Source organism: Lentibacter sp. (genome assembly GCF_965658795.1).
Taxonomy (GTDB): Bacteria; Pseudomonadota; Alphaproteobacteria; order Rhodobacterales; family Rhodobacteraceae; genus Lentibacter.
In genome coordinates, this window is record NZ_CBFHTG010000016.1 from 24,370 (window position 1) to 47,782 (window position 23,413).

Genomic DNA, 23,413 nt, shown 5'->3' on the forward strand with positions numbered 1-23,413 from the left:
GTAATTGGCGCGGCCCAGCTCTTTTTCGTACATCAGCCATGTGAGCGTATCGAGCCCTGCACCGCCAACCTCTTCGGGCATATTGGCCGCATAGAGCCCAGCTGACATCGCCTTGACTTGCAGTTCTTTCACCAATTCCATCGGCAGATGCCCCGTGCGCTCGACAAGGGCCTCATGGGGGTAAAGCTCCGTCTCGACAAAGGCGCGGGTGGTGTCGATGATCATCTGTTGTTCTTCGGTGGGCGCGAAATGCATCTGACTGTCCTCGGGTTGGTTTCAGGTGAGCTTAAGAGCCTTGCGTTGCGCAGCCATGCCGAATTAGAAATATTCATGCAGGTTTGGAAGAATCATACCGCCGCGACGCAGCAAGTGGATGTGTTGCTTTTTGAGGCCTTTTCAGCGCTCTGCCTTGCCAACACGGTTGAGCCTATGCGAGCGGCCAATACTCTGGCGGGCCGGGTGCTGTATCGCTGGCGCTTTCTGACGTTAGATGGTGGGCCTGCAACCTCTTCCAGCGGAATGAGTGTGGCGGCGCATGGCGCTTTGAGCGGGCATAGCGGGGACATGCTGATTGTGATGCCAAGCTACGAGTTTGCACGCCACGCCAGCGAAGCCACTGCGCGGGCGCTACGCGTGGCTGCCACCCGCTATGCCGTAATGGCTGGCTTTGATACGGGCAGCTGGCTTTTGGCGGATGCGGGGCTTTTGGATGGTCTCCGCGCGACCATTCACTGGGAGGAGATCGAACGCTTTTCGGAGGCTTTTCCCGATGTGGTGTCTGAGCGTGCGCGGTTTGTTGAGGATTGCGACCGCGTCACATGTTCCGGGGCGCAGGCGGCTTTTGATGTGATGACGCACCGTATCGGGGTGCGTCACGGGCAGGCGCTGAGACTTGAGCTGGCTATGCTCTTTATGAGCCCTGATGAGCGCACGCCGCAGGATATCCCAGTGGCACGCGGGCGCAGCTTGGCGCGGGCCATACGGGTGATGCAGGAAAACATAGAGCAGCCTCTGACCATGGGGCAGGTCGCCCGTGCTGTGGGCCGCTCGCAGAAAGATCTCGAACTGCGGATGAAGCGCGAGCTTGGCGCAGTGCCGCGCAGTGTTTACCGCCGCATCAGGCTTTTGGCGGCGCGCAAGCTGCTCAAGGAAAGCGAACTGCCGATGGCAGAGGTGGCTCTGCGGGCTGGCTATCAAGATTCCAGTGCAATGGCGCGTGCATATAAGGCCGAGTTTGGATTGCGGCCGAGTGACGAGCGGCGCGGGTAGGAAGATCGGACGCTGCGCGTCCGACCATGTGTGGGTTTCACACCCCCACACCCCCGTGGGATATTTGGAGCAAAAAGAAAGACGAAGCGTGCCTAGGTTTTGGGCCGTGACGGCACCCATGCGTACCCATCTGCGCAGAGAATATAAGCTTCTCGCAAGCCGTGGGGTTTGTCTGTGGGGGCTTGTAGAACGGTGCCACCAGCAGCTTTGGCACGGACAACGGCTGTGTCGGGGTCGCATTCATAGAGCCTGATTTCGATACCTGCACCGCGCGGCGGATTTTCGGGCAGCAGGCCGAGCAGCGGATTGGTGCTGTAGGTGGCATCACTGTGCAGCTGGAGCAGGTTGCTGCCCTTGGCCATTATGGCAAAATCAGAGCTCAATCTATGTGCCGTCATCCCGAAAGTCGCCTCGAGAAAGCGCGCGGTTCGGTGCACATCGGTGACGAGAAGGTTAAAGCCGATACCGCGCAACGACGCGCCAAAGGCTTCGGGGCTGATGGTGTTGTAATCCATGATGCGGTTCTTGAACCCCTCTTCGCTTCGTGCCACCCTTTGCCTCAAGCAGGCAGCGCAAGGGGCGGGCCATTTCTCTTTATCAGCCAAGGAGCTGCCGATGCCTTCACAATTTGTGACACCCGATCAGGGCGAATTCCAGCGCTTTGACTCTGCGCATGAGGCGGTGGCACAGCTCGAGGTGCTTTATGAGGCGTCCTGTGACTTTCTGTGCAAAGCCTTTTCCAAAGCCATGAAGACACCCCCAGAGGGCAAGCGCATTCGGGCTTTTTACCCGATGGTGCGGATCGAGACGACGAGCTACGCCCAGATTGACTCGCGGTTGAGCTATGGCCATGTCTCACAACCCGGCCGCCACGAAACCACGATCACGCGGCCTGACCTGTTTCGCAACTACCTGACACAGCAGCTTGAACTGGTGATGGAGCACCATGGTGTGCATGTGGATGTCGGTTATTCTGACACGCCCATGCCCATTCATTTTGCGGTGGCCAATGATGCGCGTATTTCTGTGCCCCAAGAGGGCGCGGCAGCATTTATCTTGCGCGATGTGTTTGATGTGCCTGATCTGAGCACCACGAATGATGATATCGTGAACGGGACATATAAGGCTGGTGAAGGTGGCGCAGAGCCGCTTGCGCCGTTTACAGCCCAACGGGTGGATTATTCGCTTGCGCGGCTTTCGCATTATACGGCGACAGCACCTGAGCACTTTCAGAACCATGTGCTGTTTACCAACTACCAATTCTACGTAAACGAATTCGAAGCCTATGCCCGCGCCATGCTGGCAGACCCAGATAGCGGCTACACAAGCTTTGTGGGTACGGGCAATGCCGAAATCACCGAGGCGGATGCTCCGCTTGTCTTGTCAGAGAAGCAGCCGCAGATGCCGAGCTTTCATCTCAAGCGTGCCGATGGCTCCGGCATCACACTGGTGAATATCGGCGTGGGCCCGTCGAACGCAAAAACAGCGACCGACCATATCGCTGTTTTGCGGCCTCATGCATGGATTATGGTGGGCCACTGTGCGGGGCTGCGCAACAGTCAGCTTCTGGGTGACTTTGTTCTGGCGCATGCCTATCTGCGGGAAGACAAAGTGCTGGATGATGATTTGCCCGTGTGGGTGCCTGTGCCAGCTTTGGCCGAAATTCAGGTGGCGTTGGAGGAGGCGGTTGCGGATGTGACAGCCCTCAAGGGCTATGAACTCAAACGGCTGATGCGCACCGGCACGGTTGCAAGCCTCGACAACCGTAACTGGGAATTGCGCGAAACGGAGGGGCCAGTACAGCGGCTTAGCCAGAGCCGCGCAGTTGCGCTGGATATGGAGAGCGCGACCATCGCGGCCAACGGCTTCCGTTTCAGGGTGCCGTATGGCACACTTTTGTGCGTCTCGGACAAGCCGCTTCATGGCGAACTGAAGCTTCCCGGAATGGCCAGCGACTTCTACAAAACACAGGTAGAGCGCCATTTGATGATTGGAATTAAGGCGATGGAGTCACTGCGGGATATGCCCCTGGAACGCCTGCACAGCCGCAAATTACGCAGTTTTAACGAGACAGCCTTCCTGTAGGGGCAAAAAAGCGCCTCAAAATGCGGTTTTTCTAGGGGTTTTGGCACACAATTCGTTGTGTTGCCTCGCATCATACAGTTATATGACCGCGATGAGGCCCAAGATCGGGCAATTACAGGAGACGACCAATGACAAAACCAATGACAAAAACACAGCTCGTTGCAGCAATTGCTGAAGAGATGGGTGCAGACAAGAAAACAGCGACTGGCGCGTTGGATTCAATCATCGCAATCATCACCAAAGAAGTTTCAGGCGGCGGCGCAGTGACCCTTCCTGGCGTTGGCAAAATCTATTGCCGCGAGCGTCCTGAGCGTATGGTTCGCAACCCTGCCACGGGTGAGCAGATCAAGAAAGACGCGGACAAAGTTGTCAAAATGACAATTGCGAAAGCTCTTAAAGACAGCGTTAACGGCTAAGCCGACGCTTGTATGTTTCACAAGTTTACGAAAGGGTCGCCCAAGAGGCGGCCCTTTTTGCATTTGGGAGATATGGTGCGTGGATATTAGAGCGATTTTAATGGGCGTGGCCTTTGCCTTTATGTGGTCGAGTGCCTTCACGTCTGCACGTATCATTGTGGAATATGCCTCGCCGCTTTGGGCGCTGTCGCTCAGGTTTCTGATCTCGGGTTTGCTGGGCGTTCTTATTGCGCGGCTGATGGGGCAAACCTGGCATCTCACGCGGGGCCAATGGCGCGCCACGATTGTCTTTGGACTGTGCCAAAACGCGCTGTACCTCGGCCTCAATTTTGTTGCGATGCAGACAATCCAAGCCTCGCTCGCAGCTATTATTGCCTCAACCATGCCGCTGCTCGTGGCGGTGGCGGGGTGGCTCTTCTTTGCGGATAAGATCAGACCTTTGGCGCTGGCCGGGCTTCTGGCGGGGATTGTCGGGGTGAGTATCATCATGGGCGCACGTCTTGGAGGGGGTGTTGACCCTTTCGGGCTGATGCTCTGTGTTGTGGGGGTCCTGGCGCTGACGACGGCCACGCTTGTTTTGCGCGGGGCCACGTCGGGGGGTAACTTTCTGATGGTGGTCGGGCTGCAAATGCTGGTCGGGTCTGTGGCTCTGTTTATGGCGGCGCTGGCCTTTGAGGTGCCGCGTGTGGAGCTGAACTGGCAGCTTGGTCTGGCCTTTACCTACACAACGCTTGTCACGGGCCTGCTTGCGACGCTTGTGTGGTTCTTTCTCGTCAACCGCATTGGTGCTGTGCGGGCTGCGACATTCCATTTTCTCAACCCGTTTATCGGGGTGAGTATTGCGGCGGTTGTGCTTAGTGAAGCGCTGGATTGGCACGACTTCCTCGGTGTGGCGATCATTGCGCTGGGGATTCTTGCGGTGCAGCTTTCGAAACAAAAGCCCACACCTTCGTGAAGCCGCGTCAGACACTCGTTTAGTGACAAGCCATAGGGTGCGAGCCTAAATCGGCCCTATGGAATTTATACTCGCATATGCCGCCGGGCTGCTGACGCTGATCAACCCGTGTGTTCTCCCGGTCCTGCCTGTTGTCCTCGCGGGTGCGCTGGGGGCCAACCCGAAAGGCCCCTTGGCCTTGGCGGCGGGGATGAGCGTGTCTTTTGTTGTGTTGGGCGTTGGCGTCACGGCTTTTGGCCGCGCCGTTGGGCTTGATGAGCAAAGCGTGGCGCAAGCGGGGGCTGTGCTCATGATAGCCTTTGGCCTCATGCTGCTGGTGCCGCGTTTTGGGATGGTGCTTTCGGGCGCAACAGCGGGGATGTCGGCGCGCGCGGATGCGCAGATGAACGAGATCGACCAAGGATCGCTCCGAGGCCAGTTTGCAGGCGGCTTGCTGCTTGGTGCGGTCTGGAGCCCCTGTATCGGGCCAACACTGGGTGGCGCTATTGCGCTGGCTTCGCAGGGCGAAAGCTTGGGGCGCGCCACGCTCATCATGATCTTTTTCGCGCTCGGTGTGAGCACTCTCATAATTGGCCTCGGCTATGGCACGCGCGCTTGGCTCACGCGCAACCGTGCGCGAATGCAAAAGCTCGCAGTGGCTGCGCGGCCTGTTATGGGCGCTGTGTTTGTGGCCGTGGGTGTGGCGCTTCTTCTCAATGTTCACCATATGATCGACGCTTGGTTGCTGGGTATTCTCCCCGCCTGGGTTGTCGATTTTTCTGTATCCATCTGACCCAAGGAGAGTTTTCATGAACAGACGTCACTTTTGCCTGACAGGCCTCGCGGCACTGGCCACCCCGAGCTTCGCATTGGCCGCGCCGCTTGATTACACTGAGGGGCTGGCCAAGGAGCATCTTGCCAAAGGCGAGGTTGTCTTTCTTGATTTCACCGCTGATTGGTGCGGCACTTGTAAGGCGCAGGAGCGGGTTCTCAATGCTTTGAAGGCAGCCAACCCCGACTATGAAGCCAAGGTTACATTCATTGATGTAGACTGGGACAAGCACGGCAAAGGCACGCTTGTGAGCGAGCTTAATATCCCGCGCCGCTCGACGCTTGTTGTGATGAAGGGCGAAGACGAGCTTGGCCGCATTGTGGCAGGTACGGGAGAAGCTGAAATCAAAGCGTTGATGGATGTCGCCTTGGCGGCAGTGTCATAAGACCCAGAGCATCAAGGCGCTAAGGGTGATGAAAGAGGCACCTGTTGCAACGACTTGTGCCAGTGATGCCATGCCCTCGTGGCCGAGCTCTGAAGCAAAAAGCGCATAGATTGAAAACATCGGGATGGCCGCAGACAGAATGAGCGCTGCGGCCATTTCACGGCTGAGGGGTGGCAAGCCAAGCGCTGTTGCTAGGATGAGCGCCAGCGCAACCATGGCCGGGTGCAAGAGCAGCTTGCCCCCCGCTGTGAAGGCCGCAAGCGCGCGGTGCCCCTTGAAGGGCAATCCGACCAACGCCCCACCGATTGTGAAGAGCGCAAGGGCCGAAGCCGAGGCTGCAAAGAGACCTGCTGTGCGCGTCAGTGGCTCGGGGAGAGGGAGCTTGAGCGCGGAAACAGCAAGGCCGAGCAGAAGGGCGACGACCATTGGGCGACGCAGGACGCCAAGCGCGATCTGCCCAAACAGGTGCAGAATGCTGATGCCGCGACGCTTTTTGGTGAGCTCAAAAAGAACAAGGCATAGCGGGATGATCAGGATATTTTCAACCAGCATATTGAGCGCAAGAATTTGCCCCGCCATATCGGGGAACGCCAAGAGCATGAGCGGGTAGCCTATGAAGCCCGAGTTGGGGCAGGAGGTGCCCATCACCGCCACAGCGCGGCGGCTTGGGCCGACCTTGAAGAGGCCCAGAACAGTGAAAGACACGGCAATTGTGAGGAGCGCGCCGAGGGCGAAAACAGCCATATAGGTCAGGTTGAACACGTCACGTGCATCGCGTGTTGCAACAGCCAGAAAGAGCAAAGCTGGCAAGGCCAGATTAAGCACGAAGCTGCCAAAGAGGCGCATGTCAGAGGGCTTGAACAGGCCAAAGCGCACGCAGAGATAGCCGAGGCTTATAACTGCAAAAATCGGAAAGATGATGCCGAGAACGGCCAACACTAGCCAATGCGCCCGCGCGTTTCGCCCACTGCGCCGCCAACCTGACCACGGTGCAGGAGGATGTGATCAAGGATCACGCAGGCCATCATGGCCTCGCCCACAGGGACAGCCCGGATGCCGACACAAGGGTCGTGGCGGCCTTTGGTGATCACCTCGGTGGCGGAGCCATCAAGGCGGATCGACGCGCGTGGCGTGAGAATCGACGAGGTCGGCTTGACCGCAAAGCGCACAACAATGTCTTGCCCTGTCGAGATGCCGCCGAGGATGCCGCCTGAATGGTTGGAGCTGTATTCAGGGCCGTTCGGCCCCATGAAAATCTCATCGGCATTGTCTGTACCCGAGAGCTTGGCGGCGGCCATACCTTCACCGATCTCGACGCCTTTTACCGCGTTGATGCTCATCATTGCGGCGGCGAGATCGGTATCAAGCTTGGCATAGATCGGTGCGCCAATGCCAACAGGGGCTTTGCGGGCGACCACTTCAATTGCGCCGCCTACAGAGTTTTTGTCTTTGCGCACTTTGGTGAGGTAGGCCTCCCAGACTTTGGCGGTTTCTGCGCTTTGCGGGATCCAGAAATCGTTCTGGTCGATTGCGTCCCAGTCAAATGTGCTGCGGTCGATTTCCATCTCGCCCATGGTTGTCATGTAGCCGATGATCTCAAGCTCGGGCGCGAGTGCTTTGAGCGCTGCACGTGCCACACCCCCCGCCGCCACGCGCGCGGCGGTCTCGCGGGCTGACGAACGGCCACCCCCGCGGTAATCGCGTAGGCCGTATTTCTGATGGTAAGTGATGTCGGCATGACCCGGGCGAAAGGTCTGGGCGATTTCGCCGTAGTCTTTGGAGCGTTGGTCGGTGTTCTCGATCATCAACTGGATTGTGGTGCCTGTTGTCTGGCCCTCGAAGACGCCGGACAGGATGCGTACCTGGTCGGGCTCTTGGCGTTGGGTCGTGTTTTTGTTCTGACCGGGGCGGCGCTTGTCGAGCCAGACTTGGAGCATGGCTTCGTCCAGAGGCACACCCGGAGGGCAGCCGTCGACTGTCGCGCCAAGGGCAGGGCCGTGGCTTTCGCCCCAAGTGGTGACGCGGAAGAGGTGACCGAATGTGTTCATGCTCATGACGCAAGCTCCTTTGAGCAGAAGTTTATGTCGAATTGCGCTTACGCGCAATCCGATCCGTTGGGGGACCAGTCCCCCAAGCCCCCTGGGATATTTGTAGCAAAAAGAAAGACCGCACTTGCGGCGGAAGATGAGGCTGCATAGGTTGGGGCTACCTCGGGGGGCTCATGTGAGCTGAGATGCGAAAGCGGACCCGTTGAACCTGAACCGGTTAGGACCGGCGGAGGGAAGGTTAGGAAATTCATCCTGCTATCTCCGCCCGTCGCAATATTAGGAGGATGAGATGAAACATCTTGCATTTGCTACGGGAGTTTTTGCGTCAGCTGCGGGGATCGCAGCGGCTGAAACGCCTGAACTTGTTGTCTACACATATGATAGTTTTGTGTCCGAGTGGGGCCCTGGCCCACAGATTGAAACAGCGTTTGAGGCCGTGTGTGGCTGTGATTTGAAGTTTGTTGCGGCGGGTGACGGGGCGGCACTGCTCTCGCGCCTGCGCCTTGAGGGGGACCGCTCGGAGGCGGATATTGTTTTGGGGCTTGATACCAACCTGACCTCAGCCGCCAAAGAAACGGGTCTCTTTGCATCCCATAGTGTTACCGCTGATTACAGCCTGCCTGTGGCTTGGGATGATGACACTTTTGCACCCTATGATTGGGGCTATTTTGCCTTTGTACATCAGGCTGAATTTGATGCGCCGACAAGCCTGAAAGCCCTGGCGGCGAGTGACGCGAGAATCCTTATTCAAGACCCGCGATCTTCTACACCGGGCCTTGGCCTGCTGATGTGGGTGAAGGCGGCCTATGGTGATGAGGCACCTCGGCTTTGGGCTGATCTGGCGGACAATATTGTCACGGTGACCAAGGGCTGGTCTGAGGCCTATGGGCTCTTTCTTGAGGGGGAGGCAGACATGGTGTTGTCTTACACAACCTCGCCGGCCTACCACCTGATTGCCGAGGAAGACGCCAGCAAGACGGCGGCTTTGTTTGACGAAGGCCACTATTTGCAGGTTGAAGTGGCAGGCAAGCTTGCGGCAAGTGATCAGCCTGAGCTGGCAGACCGGTTTCTCGAATTTATGGTGAGCGAAGCCTTCCAGAGTGTCATCCCGACAACCAACTGGATGTACCCTGCTGTGACCCCTGCGGCGGGGCTTCCCGCGGGGTTTGATAGCCTTGTGCAGCCTGAAAAAGCGCTGCTTTTGAGCGCGGATGAGGCGGCCGCTGTGCGGGCTGAGGCGCTGGAAGAATGGCGCGCCGCGCTCTCGCAATAAGCACAGCCACCAGCGCGGCCGTTGCGGCGCTGGTGATGCTTTTGGTGCTTGCCCCTATCGGGGCGGTTGGCTTGCGTGCGGGGTGGCCCGACGGGCTGGGCGCAGCTGATTGGGCAGCGCTGCGGTTCACCGTGTTTCAGGCGGTTTTGTCTGCTGTGTTCAGTGCTGTGCTGGCTATTCCTGTGGCGCGGGCACTGGCGCGGCGGCAGTTTCGGGGCCGTGGCGCGCTTGTTTTGCTGATGGGTGCGCCGTTCATCTTGCCAGTGATTGTGGCGGTGATGGGCTTGCTGGCGGTCTTTGGGCAGAGCGGGATTCTCAACACGGGCATTGTGGCTCTGGGGCTGCCGCCTGTGCAGATATACGGGCTGCACGGCGTTGTTCTGGCGCATGTTTTCTTTAACTTGCCTCTGGCGACGCGGCTTTTGTTGCAAGGTTGGGAGGCCATTCCGCAAGAGCGCTTTCGCCTTGCTGCAAGCCTTGGCATGGGGCCACAGGAGGTGTTGCGCTGGCTGGAGTGGCCTATGCTGAAAGAGCGGTTGCCCGCTGTATTGCTCGTTGTCTTTCTGATCTGCCTCAGCAGTTTTGCTGTTGCGCTGACGCTGGGAGGGGGGCCGCGTGCGACCACTCTGGAGCTTGCGGTTTATCAGGCGTTTCATCTGGAATTTGACCTCGGGCGGGCCGCCCTTCTGGCGCTGGTGCAGCTGGCGCTTGTGCTGTCTGTTGGCCTTGCTGCGCTGCGCCTTGGTACCTTGGCGGGCTTTGGGGCCGGGCGCGGTGCCATGCGCCAAAGGTGGGATGTGGGCGCGCTCTGGCTCAAGGCGCAGGACGCGTTTGTGCTTGGTTTGGCCACCTGCTTTATCGCGCTGCCTTTGGCCATGGTTGCGCTGCGTGGCTTTACCGCCTTGGCGGATTTGCCTGCCTCTGTTTGGCGCGCTGCGGGGGCCTCTCTCATCATTGCGCTCTGCTCGACTGTTTTGTGCATTGCAGCCGCGCTCGCGCTGGCTGCTGCGCGGGGGCGGTGGGCCGAGATGGTGGGGCTCTTGGGCCTCGCAGTGTCTCCGCTTGTTTTGGGCACAGGGCTGTTCCTTCTGATCAACCCGTATTTCAGCCCGCAAGCGCTGGCTTTGCCGATAACGGTGCTCGTCAACGCGCTGATGGCGCTGCCGTTTGCGCTGCGCATTGTCGGGCCTGAATACGCCCGTGCGGAGGCAGATTTTGGCCGCCTCGCAGATGCCTTGGGGCTAAAGGGTCTGGCCCGTTTGCGGCGGATGATCTTGCCGCAAATCCGCCGCGCGCTTGGCTTTGCGGCAGGGCTTGCGGCGGCGCTGTCGATGGGTGACTTGGGGGTCATTGCGCTCTTTGCTGATGCGGAAACTGCGACGCTGCCGTTGCAGGTCTATCGCCTTATGGGCGCTTACCGTATGGAGGCGGCGGCGGGGGCCGCGCTTTTGCTGGTTGGGCTGAGTTTTGGGCTTTTTGCGCTGTTTGATTGGGGAGGGCGCCGCGGTGCTGACACTTGAACATGTGACCTACACGCAGGCGGGCTTCGCGCTGAGCGCGCATTGGGCGCTTGAGCCGGAGGCGCGCGTGGCCATCGTCGGGCCGTCTGGCGCGGGCAAATCAACGCTGCTCGCGCTTATCGGTGGCTTTCTTGCGCCAAGCGCGGGGCGCATCCTTTGGCAGGGCAAAGACATCACCGACGCCGCACCGAGCGCACGGCCCTTGGCGAACCTCTTTCAGGAGGGGAACCTTTTTCCGCATCTGACCGTGTTTGAGAATGCCGCTTTGGGCGTTAACACCCGCTTAAAGCTGAGCGCGGCCGAAACGGCTCGGGTGCAAGGCGCTTTGGAGCGGGTCGGGCTGGCGGGCTTTGAAGCGCGCAAACCAGCGCAGCTTTCGGGCGGGCAGGCGAGCCGCGCGGCGCTGGCGCGCGCGCTTTGCCAAGACAAGCCGCTTCTGCTTCTGGATGAGCCTTTTGCCGCGCTTGGCCCTGCGCTGCGCCGTGAAATGCTTGGTCTGGTTGGTGAAATTGCAACCGAGCACAAGCGCGCTGTGCTGATGGTCAGCCATGAGCCGCGCGATGCGGTGCAGTTTGCCCAAGCCGTGAGCGTGGTGGCCGAGGGCGTCGCGCATGCGCCCCAAGAGACCAACGCGCTCTTTGCCAATCCGCCCCAAGCGCTGCGCGACTACCTTGGTGCCTAAGACGGTATGACCGCACCGTGCGGCCTGGTTAACGCTCTGGAGCGGCGTCAGCAGGGGGGGTGAAACCCGTGCACCGGGCGTGCACCACCCGTGCACCGCTCTCGTGATTCGGTTGTTAACAGGCATTAACTGAATGTAGCGCGCGTTACTCGGCAGCCAACATCATCCGGCGCGCTCCGAGGCGGGGGTGCAGCGTGCTGGTGACGAGCCACGCGCAGAAAAGCGCGCCGCTGGTCAGCAGGAAAACCCCCGAGACAGGTGCGACCAGCAACACAGCCCAAGCGAGGCCGGGTGTCAGGATGCCCGAGACGTCGCGGTAGGAAGAATAGACCGCCGACATCTCTGTGCGCTCTGAGGGCTTCACGGCCATGAGGAAGGGAAGGCCTGCGCAGACATCAAGCGTGATGAGACATAACGAGGCGAGGAACAGCGCTGCAAGGGCTGCAAACGGGAGCGCTTCAAGCGCGCCGCCAAGGCCAAAAAGCGTGGCGGCGGCAAAGAAGCCTGTGCGCACCGCGATCCGCACCGAGCTGAGCTGCATCAGCTTGAGGATGACGGGCGAGGCGAAAAGCGCTGCGTTGGTGACAGACAGGAGCAGGCCGCCAAGCTGGTCGCTCAGCCCGCTCTGGACGGCATAGATCGGCAGGTAGACAACATAGGCCCACCAGCCGCAGGAGCGGATGACGGCAAAGGTAAACCCCGCCACAAGGCGCGGCTGTTGCACAAAGCGGCCAAGGAAGGCGAGGGGGTTGGGCGAGGCGCGGCGCGCGCGGGTGATAAGCTTGCCGTTGCCAAGGCGCATGTAAAAGAAGATCGCCAGCATGGTGAGGGCAGACGCACCAGACAGCAGGAACGGCGCGGGCTGCCACCAGCCATACAGCGTGATGCCGATAAGCGGGCCGCCTGTCCACCCGAGGGCAGAGTAAACCATGCGCAGGGTCTCGCTGCGGCCAAGCTCGATGCGCTTGATGTAATCGAGCACATAGGCGTTGAAGCAGACAAAGGTGACAACGGTGGCCATGGCGTTGAGCGTCAGGGCGGGGACAATACCGCGCGGGCCAAGGCCAACCGCAAAGGCGCAGCCAAGCGCAAAGAGGCTCGCACCCAGAGCATAGAGCCAGCGGCGCGGGATAAAGCGGTTGAGGAAAGGCACAAGCAGGCCAACGACAAGTGAGGCGATGCCAATGTAGAAGTAAACTTCGCTCACCGCTGAAGCACTGCCCAGAGCCTCATAGAGCGCGATCGGAAAGACCGAGATCAGCATGCCACGGGTCACGCCCTCAAGCCCCGCCAAAAGGGCAAAACCGTGCACAGAGGGGGCAGGCGCGTGGCGGAGCCACTCGGGGATACGGCGTTCAAACATAGGGCCAGCCTGCGCTTTGCAACCCTATGATCTGTTCTGTTTTCGACGCGGCTGATTGTTTGCGACAGTCAAAGACTGGTGGGGGTGCCAAGTGCCTCTGGTGTCGCGCGCGTTCAAGAGCCTGCGGTTGGCCTTTCTTTTTGCTAAAAATATCCAATCCCACATCGGCCAAATGAATTGCCCTTTCAGGTGTGGCGCCGCACTTACGTGCGTCGCTCCACCGCGATGCCGAAGGCAGCGCAAAGCCTGTCCTAAAGACGCGCTGGCCTTTCTGGACAGTGTTGCATCAGGCAAAGCAAAACCCCCCGCTTTTCAGACGGGGGGTTGAGTAGTCTTGACCGGACTAAGCTTTAGCGGAACGCACCCCGCTGTTGGCTTAGTCTTTCTTGGGCTTGTGTGGGGCCCAGAGGCGTTTGTTTGTCAGGTAGAGCAGTGACGCAAGGATCGCCAGCATCAGAACGCCGATGAAGCCTGTCTGCTTGCGCGCCATCATTTTGGGCTCGGCTGTCCACATGAGGAAGGCCGCAATGTCTTCGGCGGCGTGGTGCATGGTGTTGCTGTGGCCGTCGTTGAACTCGAACTGCTCGTCATAGAGCGGTGGGGCCATTGCGATCCAGCCGCCAGGGAAGGCTTTGTTCTCGTAAAAGACCGTGCCGTTCTCTTCCTTCTCTTCGCCTGTGTAGCCTGTGAGGATCGAGTAGATATACTCGGGTCCGCCCATGCCTTTGAAGAGCTGGTTCATGCCCGAGCCGTAGGGGCCGTGGAAGCCTGCCCGCTTTTTCGCCATCAGCGAAAGGTCGGGTGCGTTTTCCAGGCTTGAGCCAGGGAAGTGGTCTGTCGGGCGTGCTTCGCGGTCGTCGTCCAGATCAGCATCGTAGACCGTGAAGTTTGCCGCCGAGTAGGCGCGCACTTCTGCATCCGAGAAGTGCGGGCCGCCCTCGTCACCAAGTGTGCGCAGGGGCACAAACTTGAGGCCGTGGCAGGCTGCGCACCCTTCGGTGAAGACCTGAAGGCCGCGTTGCAGCTGGTTTTGGTCAAAGGCGCCAAACGGGCCTTCGAAGGAGAAGTCCACATCTTCGACGTGACCCGCTCCGCCAGCCGCGAAGGCCGCGCCCGAAAGGGCGAGGGCGGTGACTGCTGAGAGTGCAAGTTTCTTAAGCATTGTTCCCTTGTCCTTTCTTATTCGGCCGGTGTGGCGCTTTTGGCGCCATAGTGGGCTTCGAAGTCTTCTTCGATGGTGTTTGGCATGGCCAGCGGTTTCTCGATCACGCCGAGGAGTGGCAATATCACGAGGAAGTAGCCGAACCAGTAGGCAGACGCGATGAGCGACCAGGTTGCGTAGGGCTCTTCAGCTGGCATTGCGCCGAGCCACATGAGCACCACGAAGTCGACAACCAGCAGCCAGAACCACCATTTGAACATGGGGCGGTAGCGGCCCGAGCGGACGCGTGATGTGTCAAGCCATGGCACGAGGGCCATCACGATGATCGCGCCGAACATGGCCAGAACACCGAAGAACTTGGCGTCGATGATGCCACCGGTGATCCAGCTTGCGCCGATAACGATCCAGACTTCTGACGTGAAGGCACGCAGGATCGCGTAGAACGGCAGGAAGTACCATTCGGGAACGATGTGCGCAGGGGTCACAAGCGGGTTGGCTTCGATGTAGTTGTCGGGGTGGCCAAGGTAGTTGGGCATAAAGCCGACAACGGCCCAGAACACCATAAGGATGATCGCCAGAGCGAAAAGATCCTTGATGACGAAGTAGGGCCAGAACGGAAGCGTGTCTTTTTCGGCTTCTGCTTTTGACTCTGTGCGCACAGGTACACCTGTCGGGTTGTTGTTGCCCGTGGTGTGGAAGGCCCAGATGTGCACCATAACCAGCGCTGCGATCACGAAGGGCAGCAGGTAGTGGAGCGAGAAGAAGCGGTTGAGCGTTGCGTTATCAACGGCTGGTCCGCCGAGGAGCCATGTTTGCAGGGTTTCGCCCACAAAAGGAATGGCACCGAAGAGACCTGTGATAACAGTCGCGCCCCAGAAGGACATTTGACCCCATGGGAGAACGTAGCCCATGAAGCCTGTCGCCATCATGAGAACGAAGATCAACATACCAACGATCCATGTCACCTCGCGGGGTGACTTGTATGAGCCGTAGTAAAGGCCACGGAAGATGTGGATGTAGACCGCAAAGAAGAAGAGCGATGCGCCGTTCATGTGCAGGTAGCGCAGGAAGTGGCCACCGTTCACGTTGCGCATGATGTGCTCGACAGAGGCGAACGCAAGGTCAACATGGGGTGTGTAATGCATCGCAAGGATGATGCCTGTGACGATCTGCAACACAAGGCAGAAGGCAAGAACGATGCCCCAGATCCACCACCAGTTGAGGTTTTTCGGTGTTGGGATCATGAGGGTGTCATACATGAGGCCGACGATGGGCAGGCGCTTGTGAAGCCACTTGGCGCCGCTTGAGGTTGGCTCGTAATGATCGTGTGGAATACCAGACATTGCGCGCTTCCTTATCCGAGAATCAGTTCGTCGCCTTCAAAGGCAGCGACTGGAATGAGCATGTTGAGAGGGGCCGGGCCTTTGCGGATGCGGCCTGCTGTGTCGTAGTGTGAGCCGTGGCACGGGCAGAACCATCCGCCGTAGTCACCGGCGCCATCACCGATCGGAACACAGCCAAGGTGTGTACAAACGCCGATCATGACCAGCCATTCGCCAGCTTCGTCCAGCGCGCGGTTTTCGTCGCTTGCGTCGGCGTCGAAGTTGTTCCGGTTTTGCGATGTTTGGTCGATGGTCAGCTGATCCATCGTCACAGCGCGGGCGTCAGCGATTTCGGCTTCGGTGCGGCGGCGGATGAACACGGGCTTGCCGAGCCACTTCACAGTGAGCTGTGTGCCCACCTCGACGCCAGAAATGTCGACACGGATTGACGACAAAGCCTGAACATCGGCTGAAGGGTTCATCTGGTTGACCATTGGCCAGACTGCAGCCCCAGCGGCTACAGCGCCAGCACCAGCTGTGGCATAGTAGATAAAGTCTCTACGGGTGCCTGCGTGATCTTCTGCGTTGGACACGAGCATTCTCCATTTTTCTCAGGCGTTTGCCGCCTACACGGTATACGGGACCGCAGATTCCTGCAGCCTCTTGGTGGCGTTCTTTAAACCTGCTTTTGGCGCAGGTCTAGCTTAGATTGGTTACAGATACGTTGTGTCGCGGGGGTCTGGGGGCTGAAATGGCGTTTTGGCGGGTGCTTTACGCTGTTTGAGACATTGTTTGGAGAATACAGCGAATCCTTATAACCTAGGGGTGTTATGGGCGGAGGAGGCACATGGCACGCCTGATTGGACATATCGAACGGGTGATGGAGGTCACCCAGTCGGCATCGGCCGCAGCACGGTCGCGGCTTGCGGCCAGCTGGTATCGCTCGGTGTCGCGCCACGGGCTTGACCCGGCCGAGGCCCGCGCCCCCGACAGGCTCGCCGCGCAGGATGTGGCCGCGCGCCGCGAAGAGCATCAGGCCTTTCTGAGGGTGGCTGCGCCGCGTCTGGACAGGCTGTTCTCGCTGGTGGGCCAGTCAGGCTGCGCCGTTTTGTTGACCGATGCGCAGGGTGTTGTGCTGGACCAGCGCATGAACACCGGCGATGCGGCTGTTTTTGAAGACTGGGGCTTGTGGAGCGGGGCCGACTGGAGCGAAGCCCGCGAAGGCACCAACGGCATCGGCACCTGCCTTGTGGAAGAACGCCATGTCACGATCCACCGCGACGAGCATTTTTTTGCGCGCAACACGGCCATGAGCTGCATGGATGCGCCAATATATGGCTATGATGGCGAGATCCTCGGAGCGCTTGATGTGTCGTCTGCGCGGTCTGACCAGACCGAAGGGTTTAACCGCCTGATCGGTGCGCAGGTGGCGCAAACCGCCCGTGCGATTGAAGAGGCGCATTTCAGGGCCGCGTTTGAACGCGCGCGTATTGTTGTCTGTGACAGCGATGACACCGACGCCTCTACCTTGTTGGCTATTGACGAGAACGACCTTGTCATTGGCGCGACACGCGAGGCGCGTAAGGTGTTCGGGCTTGACGCCTCGGGGGTCATTGCGCCGCGCCCTGCTGTTGATATTTTTGGCCGTGGTGAGGAGCCTTCTGCGCGCGCAAGCGGGTTTGAGAAAGCCGAGCGCGCCGCCGTTGTGCGGGCTTTGGCGCGCGCTGATGGCAACGTGAGCCAAGCGGCGCGCCAGCTTGGCGTGGGCCGCGCCACGCTCTACCGCCGCATGAAACGGCTGGGTCTGGACGAAAGCTGACAAACCTGTCTCAGGAGTGAGACAGGTTACGCCGCCCACGGACGGGCCCCCTCTTTTGCGGGCGGGCAGGCTCTGCTTTTGTGTCCTCAATCCAGATGGAGGATCTGGTTTTTAGGAGGAGAGAGTCATGAACGAGATGACACAAAACAAAGGCGCGGCCTATGCCTCGCCGTTCAAGGCCCGCTATGACAACTTTATCGGTGGCACGTTTGTTCCGCCTGTGAGCGGCAAATACTTTGACAACATCACGCCCATCACGGGCGGTAAGATCTGCGAAGTGGCGATGTCGGATGCGGCAGATGTGGAGCTTGCGCTTGATGCTGCCCATGCTGCCAAAGACGCCTGGGGCCGCACCTCTGCGGCGGAGCGCTCCAACATCATTCTCAAGATTGCAGACCGCTTAGAGGAAAACCTCGACCTGCTCGCACAGGCCGAGACATGGGACAACGGCAAGCCGATCCGCGAGACAACCGCAGCCGATATTCCGCTGGCGGTTGACCACTTCCGCTATTTTGCAGGTGTGCTGCGCGGGCAGGAAGGCACGATGAGCGAGATTGACGCCGATACAGTGGCCTATCACTTCCATGAGCCACTTGGCGTTGTGGGTCAGATTATCCCTTGGAACTTCTCGATCCTGATGGCGGCGTGGAAGCTTGCGCCGGCTCTGGCGGCGGGCAACTGCATTGTGCTGAAGCCAGCCGAGCAGACGCCAGCGGCGATTATGGTTCTGGCGGAGCTTATCGCCGATCTGCTGCCCGCGGGTGTGCTCAACATCGTCAACGGCATGGGCCCCGATGTGGGCGCGCCTTTGGCAACAAGCTCGCGCATTGCCAAGATCGCTTTCACGGGGTCTACCGAAACGGGCCGTATCATCATGAAGGCCGCAACGGAAAATCTGATCCCTGTGACTTTGGAACTGGGCGGCAAAAGCCCCAACATCTTCTTCTCTGATATCATGGCCGAGGATGATGCGTTTCTGGACAAGGCGGTGGAGGGCTTTGTGCTGTTTGCCTTCAACCAAGGCGAAGTCTGCACCTGCCCGAGCCGTGCGCTTGTGCAGGAAGATATCTATGAGGCCTTTATCGAGCGTTGTATCGAGCGTGTGAAGGCGATCAAGCAAGGTGATCCGCGCGAGATGGACACAATGGTCGGGGCGCAGGCAAGCCAGGAGCAGCAGGACAAGATCATGTCTTATCTGACGATTGGCCGCGAAGAGGGCGCAGAAGTGCTCGTGGGCGGTGACGCTGCGCGCTTCAACGGCGATATTGCGGGTGGGTTCTACATCCAGCCGACGATCTTGAAGGGGCACAACAAGATGCGCGTGTTCCAGGAGGAAATCTTCGGGCCTGTCGTGTCGGTGACCACCTTCAAGGACGAGGCCGAGGCGCTCGCGATTGCCAATGACACAATGTATGGTCTTGGCGCGGGTGTCTGGAGCCGTGATGCCAACCGCTGCTACCGCTTTGGCCGCGCTGTTGAGGCGGGGCGTGTCTGGGTGAACAACTACCATGCCTATCCGGCCCACGCCGCCTTTGGGGGCTACAAGCAGTCGGGTATCGGGCGGGAAAACCACAAGATGATGCTGGATCACTACCAGCAGACCAAGAACATCCTGATGAGCTACAACCCGAACAAGCTCGGCTTTTTCTAGAGCCTGAACGCCAAGAGACGTGCGCGCCTCCGCCTGTCATGGGCGGGGGCGCTTCTGTTTGGCTTAGGCGGTGGCTTTCATGCTCTCGCGCTCTTCAAAGGTGGCGTGCCATTTGGCGAGCGCATCAACGCCCGTGCGCCAGCCGCGCGCGTCATGGCGCAGATCAAGGTAGCTGAGCGCGCAGCCAACGGCGATGTGGCTGGCATCAAGAGGGCCTGCGAGGTGGCTCATCCAGCGCGCATTGATCACATCAAGCGCGGCGCGGATTTTGCCCCATTGGGCCTCCATCCAGACGGGAGATTGCTGCTCTTCGGGGCGCACGCGGCCTTCGTAGGTGATGAGCACGGCGGCATCCATGATGGCATCTGCCATGCTCTCGAGCGTGAGCACCTCCCAGATGCGCGCTTCGGGATAAAAAGCACCGCCTGCGCGTGCATCCAGATAGCGGGTGATGACGCGGCTGTCGTGGAGCGCAGGGCCATCAGGGCGGATGAGCGCGGGGATCTTGCCTGTCGGGTTGGCGGCGCGCACGTGGTCAGGCGTGTTGATGGGTGTTGTGCCAGCCTCGACTTCTTCGACGTCGGCGGCCTGGTCTGTTTCGAGCAGGAGGACGCGGACTTTGCGCACGAAGGGCGAGGCTTGTGACGAGATCAGTTGCATGGGGTCATACCTTTGTTGTTTGCGGTGACGCTAGGGGCGCGCTGCGCGGCTGTCTAGCCCTATGCGGGTGGGTCGCGCATGAGCGCGGCAAGCGCGGCTGTTTCAAGGCCAAGCCCTGCCGCGTCTGCGCCCTCTGCGCCGCCAAGGCGGGCGGCATCGGGCTTGTTCTGGCCGAGCTTCCATGTGCCTTCGATCGCCTCGAGAGTGAGGCGGAACGGCACGATCTGGCGCATCATCTTGTCCAGCACCTCAGGGGTCATCTTGCCCATTGCCCATGCGGGCTTGGGCGCAAGGCGGGCTTCAAACTGGGCCGAGAGCCGCGCGAGGATGCCTTCAAGCGCGGCATCGGGCAGGCGCTCAAGCGTGCCGATGAGGTGGACGGCGACGTAGTTCCATGTCGGAACCTGATCGTCAGCGCCGTACCAGTCGGGCGAGATGTAGCTGTGTGGGCCTTGCACAGCGAGGCGCGCAGGCGCGGGCGCTTTGAGCGCGCGGGTGATCTCGGTTGAGCGCACAAGGTGCAGCTCGGCAAAGCGGGCATCCTCCGAGAGCTGAAACGGGATGTGGCTGATCAGGGGGGCGCCTTCTGTGCTTATGCTGAGCAAGCCAAAGCTCTGGGCGCGGGCAAAAGCGATGTTTTGGGCTGCTTGGGCGCTGCGAAAGGTCGGGTTCGGGTGCATCTGTCAGCTTTCGGGGAAGGGGTGGCCTGCCTCGGGAGACTGCCACGGGGGGTATTTCTGCATGATGGTTTCAAAGCGGGGGGAGGCTTTGAACGCCGCGAGCCAGCTTTGCACCGCAGGCCAGGGCTGCGCGGCAAACCACGCCTGATCAATATGCGCAAACTGGCGCACGAACGGCAGGATGGCGAGGTCGGCCAGTGTGGGCCGCGCGCCGAACAGCCCGGGTTTGTCGCCAAGCTGCGCCTCGAGCCTTGCTATGAAGGCGCTGGCTTTGGCGCGCTCTGCCTCGGTGTCGCTCCCCTCATAGCGGGTCGCGTATTTGGTGCGGTCTAGTGCGGCTTTGAAAGGGCCGTCACAGGCGGCAATCAGCGGGTGGCCTTCGGCAGGCATGTTGAGAAGGCCCTCAGGGTCTGACTGCTCCAGCGCCCAGATCATGATATCAAGGCTTTCGTCAATCTGGCTTGTGCCAAGGTCAAGGCACGGCACTGTGCCGCTGGGCGAGGCGGCCAGAAAGGCCTCGGGCTTGTCGCGCAAGACGATCTCGCGCAGGGCCACGGGTTGCGCGGCGGAGGCGAGCGCAAGGCGCGCGCGCATGGCATAGGGGCAGCGGCGGAAAGACCAGAGAACAGGTGTTTGTGTCATGCAGAAGGAGTAGCGCGGGTAACGGATAAGGCCAAACGAAAAGGCGCGCCTTGCGCTTGCAAGCGTAGGGCAAGCTGCATAGTCTGCCCGCAAAACAGCGCTGTGCTGGTGGATGCTGGGCCATATGGCGATCTGTCAGACATGGCTCGGAACAAGTATATAAGGGTAAATGATGCGCGTTCTTGTGACGGGAGGAGCCGGCTATATCGGCTCGCATACGATTGTCGAGCTGGTGGCTAAAGGTCACGATGTTTGCATCGTGGATACGTTTCGCAACTCTTCGCCCGAGGTGTTGAACCGCTTGGAGGAAATCACTGGGGTACGACCGCTTTTGCACAAGGTTGATGTGCGCGACAGAGCGGGCATGAAAACTGTGATGGAGAGCTACAAGCCCGAGGCCGTGATCCACTTTGCGGGGCTGAAAGCGGTTGGTGAGTCAGCCGAGATCCCGCTTGAGTATTATGATGTGAATGTTCAGGGCACGGTTGTCTTGCTTGAGACCATGCAGGCCGTGGGCTGCAAGACAGTTGTATTTTCGTCGTCTGCAACGGTGTATGGCGCGCCGCAGTATCTGCCCTATGATGAGGCGCACCCCTGCGCGCCAAGCAATGTTTATGGCCAAACAAAGCATATGGCAGAGCAGATTTTGACGGATTGGCAACTGGCCAACCCAGACAGCTCGGTTGTGCTTTTGCGCTACTTTAACCCTGTGGGGGCCCATAGCTCGGGCCGTATGGGGGAAGACCCTGACGGCCCGCCCAACAACCTGATGCCCTTTGTGGCGCAGGTGGCTGTGGGGCGGCGCGAGAAGCTTGCTGTCTTTGGGGATGATTATGACACGCCCGACGGCACGGGCGTGCGCGACTATATTCATGTAACCGATCTGGCGCGCGCGCATATCAGTGCGCTTGATTACGGGGTCAAACAGGCTGGCACGGATGTGTTCAACATCGGGACAGGGACAGGCTATTCGGTTCTGGATATGATCAAGGCCTTTTCCAAAGCCTCTGGGCGCGAGATCGCCTATGAGGTTGCGCCGCGCCGTGTGGGTGACCTTGCCTCCTACTATGCCAACCCTGCGAAAGCGGGCACGGTTCTGGGCTGGAGCGCTGAGAGGGGTATTGAAGATATCTGCACCAGCACCTGGAAGTGGCAGTCAGACAACCCGAGGGGCTACGGGGCATAGAAAAGCCCGCCCCTGAAGGGAGCGGGCTTGGAGCCGGATGTACCGGGCTTTAGAAGAAGTTGATGTGATCGACCAAGGATTGTGCGTCGGCGACGTTTTCGATGGTGAGTGAATCGCGGGTGCCAAAGTTAAACACCACATCATCGCCGCTATCGTCTGCGTAGCGGTCTACCAGCTGCTGTGCCGTCGAGACGCCGCTCCAGAAGACAGAAGAGATTTCGAGCACATCATTGCCGCGGCCAAAGTCTTTGACGCTGTCGTGGCCTCCTGCGGAGTCAAACACGAAAATATCAGCGCCGCCGCCGCCCTTGAGCTTGTCGTTGCCTGTGCCGCCCATGAGCAAGTCGGAGCCTGCGCCGCCAACGAGCTTGTCTCGACCAGCCTCGCCAAAGAGGTCATCGCGCCCGCCGTTGCCTTTGACCTTGTCACGGCCCGCACCGCCAAAGACACTGTCGTCGCCAGCGCCGGTTTTGATGATGTTGCGGGCTTCGTTGCCTGTGATCGTGTCATCACCTCGGCCTGTCGTTGCGTTTTCGATGACGACACCATGGGCGATGGTAAAGCCACCTGCCACGCCGGTGACAGAGGAGATAAATCCGCCGCCGCCTGCTTCATATTCCAGCGTTGCGTCGCGCAGATCGACGGTGGCGTCTGTTGAGCCTGAGAAGACAATCGTGTCGGTTCCGCCGGTGTCCCAGATGGCCTCCCAAGCGGTGCCGGAGACGTTGGCGCCGGGCATGACATATGTGTTGTTGCCGCTGGCGTGGGTCGTGTTGGCACCGTAGAGCTCTTGCAAGACGGCGATATCAAGCGCCATTGGCCCCGCTTCATAGCCCCATTGCCAGCCCCAGTCGCCTTGAACACCCGTTTCATGGCCTGTGTTGTAGGTCATGGTGGTGTAGACACCCTGGTTGAGACCGTAGTCGCCATAGTCGCCAAAGTCGGAGGTCACGCCGTCAAGGATGTCGGTGCCGCCAGCTGTATCGTGGGGGTGGCCAAGGCCCATGCCGTGCAGCATCTCGTGCATCATGGTGGTGTAGCTGTAGCCGCCTTTCTCAAGGTCTCCACCAGAGAAGCGATCCCACATATCACCGTTGAAGACGCCGACAAGCTGCGAGCTGAAGCCGTTGGGCAGGTAGAAATACCCCAGCGTACTCTCGCCGTAGAAGTAGCTCTCGTTTGTATCAAGAACGAGGATATATTCGGCCTGATAGGATGAGGTTGTGATGTTGAAATTAACGTTCGCGACCTCTTCGATCCTGTCAAACACAGATTGGAACTGCTGTCTCTCGTAGCTGTTCCAGCCATCAGATGTGACGTAGGATGAGGTCTCGGTATATCCGACAGGTGCAAAGTAAACATCGAACGCGTTGCCGTTCATGCCCTGGCCCGTGTTGAGCGAATCTGTCGGGCGCATCAGCGAAATCGGGTACGGCATGTGGCTTCATCCTTTTGAAACTAAAGATACTGATATGTATCTTTAG

At 59.6% G+C, this 23,413-nt stretch carries 24 protein-coding genes and 1 riboswitch; of the genes, 12 read left to right on the top strand and 12 right to left on the bottom strand.

The window, feature by feature from the left end:
* On the bottom strand, positions 1-255 hold a 255-nt coding region (locus ACTG3X_RS11310), incomplete at its 3' end, for an acyl-CoA dehydrogenase family protein (protein WP_439111377.1).
* A gap of 75 nt (positions 256-330) precedes the next feature.
* Between ACTG3X_RS11310 and ACTG3X_RS11315 the strand changes: the two genes are divergently transcribed.
* The gene (locus tag ACTG3X_RS11315) at positions 331-1,269 is read left to right on the top strand and encodes a GlxA family transcriptional regulator (protein WP_439111420.1); all 939 of its coding nucleotides are present in this window, start codon (positions 331-333) and stop codon (positions 1,267-1,269) included.
* 92 nt (positions 1,270-1,361) lie between these two features.
* Here the strand turns inward: ACTG3X_RS11315 and ACTG3X_RS11320 are convergent, their stop codons facing one another.
* Entirely contained in the window at positions 1,362-1,784 is a 423-nt protein-coding gene (locus ACTG3X_RS11320) for a VOC family protein (protein ID WP_439111378.1), read from the bottom strand.
* A gap of 100 nt (positions 1,785-1,884) precedes the next feature.
* Here ACTG3X_RS11320 and ACTG3X_RS11325 point away from each other — a divergent pair, with 100 nt between their 5' ends.
* The 5 genes from ACTG3X_RS11325 to ACTG3X_RS11345 all read left to right on the top strand — a co-directional run bounded on the left by ACTG3X_RS11325 (position 1,885) and on the right by ACTG3X_RS11345 (position 5,921).
* Positions 1,885-3,354 carry an AMP nucleosidase gene (locus tag ACTG3X_RS11325; protein ID WP_439111379.1) on the top strand — a complete coding sequence of 490 codons (1,470 nt, stop codon included), beginning with the start codon at positions 1,885-1,887 and terminating at the stop codon, positions 3,352-3,354.
* Positions 3,355-3,482: 128 nt separating this feature from the next.
* Positions 3,483-3,770 carry an HU family DNA-binding protein gene (locus tag ACTG3X_RS11330; RefSeq protein WP_298803265.1) on the top strand — a complete coding sequence of 96 codons (288 nt, stop codon included), beginning with the start codon at positions 3,483-3,485 and terminating at the stop codon, positions 3,768-3,770.
* A 79-nt stretch (positions 3,771-3,849) separates the two neighbouring features.
* On the top strand, positions 3,850-4,725 hold the full coding sequence (locus ACTG3X_RS11335) for a DMT family transporter (RefSeq protein WP_439111380.1): 876 nt from the start codon (positions 3,850-3,852) through the stop codon (positions 4,723-4,725).
* 58 nt (positions 4,726-4,783) lie between these two features.
* Entirely contained in the window at positions 4,784-5,497 is a 714-nt protein-coding gene (locus ACTG3X_RS11340; RefSeq protein ID WP_439111381.1) for a cytochrome c biogenesis CcdA family protein, read from the top strand.
* Between the two features lie 16 nt (positions 5,498-5,513).
* Complete coding sequence (locus ACTG3X_RS11345; RefSeq protein WP_439111382.1) at positions 5,514-5,921, top strand: thioredoxin family protein; 408 nt, start codon at positions 5,514-5,516, stop codon at positions 5,919-5,921.
* Here ACTG3X_RS11345 and ACTG3X_RS11350 read toward each other — a convergent pair.
* Both ACTG3X_RS11350 and aroC read right to left on the bottom strand, forming a co-directional pair.
* Positions 5,916-6,860 (bottom strand): AEC family transporter, encoded by a 945-nt coding sequence (locus ACTG3X_RS11350; RefSeq protein ID WP_439111383.1) that lies wholly within the window; start codon positions 6,858-6,860, stop codon positions 5,916-5,918. The genes ACTG3X_RS11345 and ACTG3X_RS11350 overlap by 6 nt on opposite strands.
* Positions 6,860-7,975: a chorismate synthase gene (gene aroC, locus ACTG3X_RS11355; protein ID WP_439111384.1), complete on the bottom strand. Its 1,116-nt coding sequence runs from the start codon at positions 7,973-7,975 to the stop codon at positions 6,860-6,862. Before aroC ends, ACTG3X_RS11350 begins: the two co-directional genes overlap by 1 nt.
* 147 nt (positions 7,976-8,122) lie before the next feature.
* A riboswitch (TPP riboswitch) is annotated at positions 8,123-8,221 on the top strand.
* Between the two features lie 37 nt (positions 8,222-8,258).
* On the opposite strand from aroC, the gene thiB reads away from it, so the two are divergent.
* The 3 genes from thiB to ACTG3X_RS11370 are packed head-to-tail and all read left to right on the top strand — an operon-like array spanning position 8,259 to position 11,444.
* Positions 8,259-9,242 carry a thiamine ABC transporter substrate binding subunit gene (gene thiB / locus ACTG3X_RS11360; RefSeq protein ID WP_439111385.1) on the top strand — a complete coding sequence of 328 codons (984 nt, stop codon included), beginning with the start codon at positions 8,259-8,261 and terminating at the stop codon, positions 9,240-9,242.
* On the top strand, positions 9,218-10,762 hold the full coding sequence (locus ACTG3X_RS11365; RefSeq protein ID WP_439111386.1) for a thiamine/thiamine pyrophosphate ABC transporter permease ThiP: 1,545 nt from the start codon (positions 9,218-9,220) through the stop codon (positions 10,760-10,762). Before thiB ends, ACTG3X_RS11365 begins: the two co-directional genes overlap by 25 nt.
* The gene (locus ACTG3X_RS11370; protein ID WP_439111387.1) at positions 10,749-11,444 is read left to right on the top strand and encodes a thiamine ABC transporter ATP-binding protein; all 696 of its coding nucleotides are present in this window, start codon (positions 10,749-10,751) and stop codon (positions 11,442-11,444) included. Before ACTG3X_RS11365 ends, ACTG3X_RS11370 begins: the two co-directional genes overlap by 14 nt.
* Before the next feature lie 145 nt (positions 11,445-11,589).
* On the opposite strand, the gene ACTG3X_RS11375 is transcribed toward ACTG3X_RS11370, so the two are convergent.
* The 4 genes from ACTG3X_RS11375 to petA all read right to left on the bottom strand — a co-directional run bounded on the left by ACTG3X_RS11375 (position 11,590) and on the right by petA (position 15,884).
* Positions 11,590-12,807 (bottom strand): MFS transporter, encoded by a 1,218-nt coding sequence (locus ACTG3X_RS11375; protein WP_439111388.1) that lies wholly within the window; start codon positions 12,805-12,807, stop codon positions 11,590-11,592.
* Between the two features lie 376 nt (positions 12,808-13,183).
* Entirely contained in the window at positions 13,184-13,969 is a 786-nt protein-coding gene (locus ACTG3X_RS11380) for a cytochrome c1 (protein WP_439111389.1), read from the bottom strand.
* A gap of 17 nt (positions 13,970-13,986) precedes the next feature.
* Positions 13,987-15,312 carry a cytochrome b gene (gene petB / locus ACTG3X_RS11385; RefSeq protein ID WP_439111390.1) on the bottom strand — a complete coding sequence of 442 codons (1,326 nt, stop codon included), beginning with the start codon at positions 15,310-15,312 and terminating at the stop codon, positions 13,987-13,989.
* Positions 15,313-15,323: 11 nt separating this feature from the next.
* Positions 15,324-15,884, bottom strand: coding sequence for a ubiquinol-cytochrome c reductase iron-sulfur subunit (gene petA, locus ACTG3X_RS11390; RefSeq protein ID WP_439111391.1), 561 nt, complete (start codon positions 15,882-15,884; stop codon positions 15,324-15,326).
* Positions 15,885-16,138: 254 nt separating this feature from the next.
* Between petA and ACTG3X_RS11395 the strand changes: the two genes are divergently transcribed.
* On the top strand, positions 16,139-17,110 hold the full coding sequence (locus tag ACTG3X_RS11395; protein WP_439111392.1) for a GAF domain-containing protein: 972 nt from the start codon (positions 16,139-16,141) through the stop codon (positions 17,108-17,110).
* A gap of 127 nt (positions 17,111-17,237) precedes the next feature.
* Entirely contained in the window at positions 17,238-18,761 is a 1,524-nt protein-coding gene (gene adh / locus ACTG3X_RS11400; RefSeq protein WP_439111393.1) for an aldehyde dehydrogenase, read from the top strand.
* A 63-nt stretch (positions 18,762-18,824) separates the two neighbouring features.
* Here the strand turns inward: adh and ACTG3X_RS11405 are convergent, their stop codons facing one another.
* The 3 genes from ACTG3X_RS11405 to ACTG3X_RS11415 are packed head-to-tail and all read right to left on the bottom strand — an operon-like array spanning position 18,825 to position 20,743.
* Positions 18,825-19,421 (bottom strand): glutathione S-transferase, encoded by a 597-nt coding sequence (locus ACTG3X_RS11405; RefSeq protein WP_439111394.1) that lies wholly within the window; start codon positions 19,419-19,421, stop codon positions 18,825-18,827.
* Between the two features lie 59 nt (positions 19,422-19,480).
* Entirely contained in the window at positions 19,481-20,101 is a 621-nt protein-coding gene (locus ACTG3X_RS11410) for an FMN-binding negative transcriptional regulator (protein ID WP_439111395.1), read from the bottom strand.
* A 3-nt stretch (positions 20,102-20,104) separates the two neighbouring features.
* The gene (locus ACTG3X_RS11415) at positions 20,105-20,743 is read right to left on the bottom strand and encodes a glutathione S-transferase (RefSeq protein ID WP_439111396.1); all 639 of its coding nucleotides are present in this window, start codon (positions 20,741-20,743) and stop codon (positions 20,105-20,107) included.
* 172 nt (positions 20,744-20,915) lie between these two features.
* Here ACTG3X_RS11415 and galE point away from each other — a divergent pair, with 172 nt between their 5' ends.
* The gene (gene galE / locus ACTG3X_RS11420) at positions 20,916-21,929 is read left to right on the top strand and encodes a UDP-glucose 4-epimerase GalE (protein WP_439111397.1); all 1,014 of its coding nucleotides are present in this window, start codon (positions 20,916-20,918) and stop codon (positions 21,927-21,929) included.
* A 49-nt stretch (positions 21,930-21,978) separates the two neighbouring features.
* Here the strand turns inward: galE and ACTG3X_RS11425 are convergent, their stop codons facing one another.
* Positions 21,979-23,367 (bottom strand): M10 family metallopeptidase, encoded by a 1,389-nt coding sequence (locus ACTG3X_RS11425; RefSeq protein ID WP_439111398.1) that lies wholly within the window; start codon positions 23,365-23,367, stop codon positions 21,979-21,981.
* Positions 23,368-23,413 lie beyond the last annotated feature (46 nt).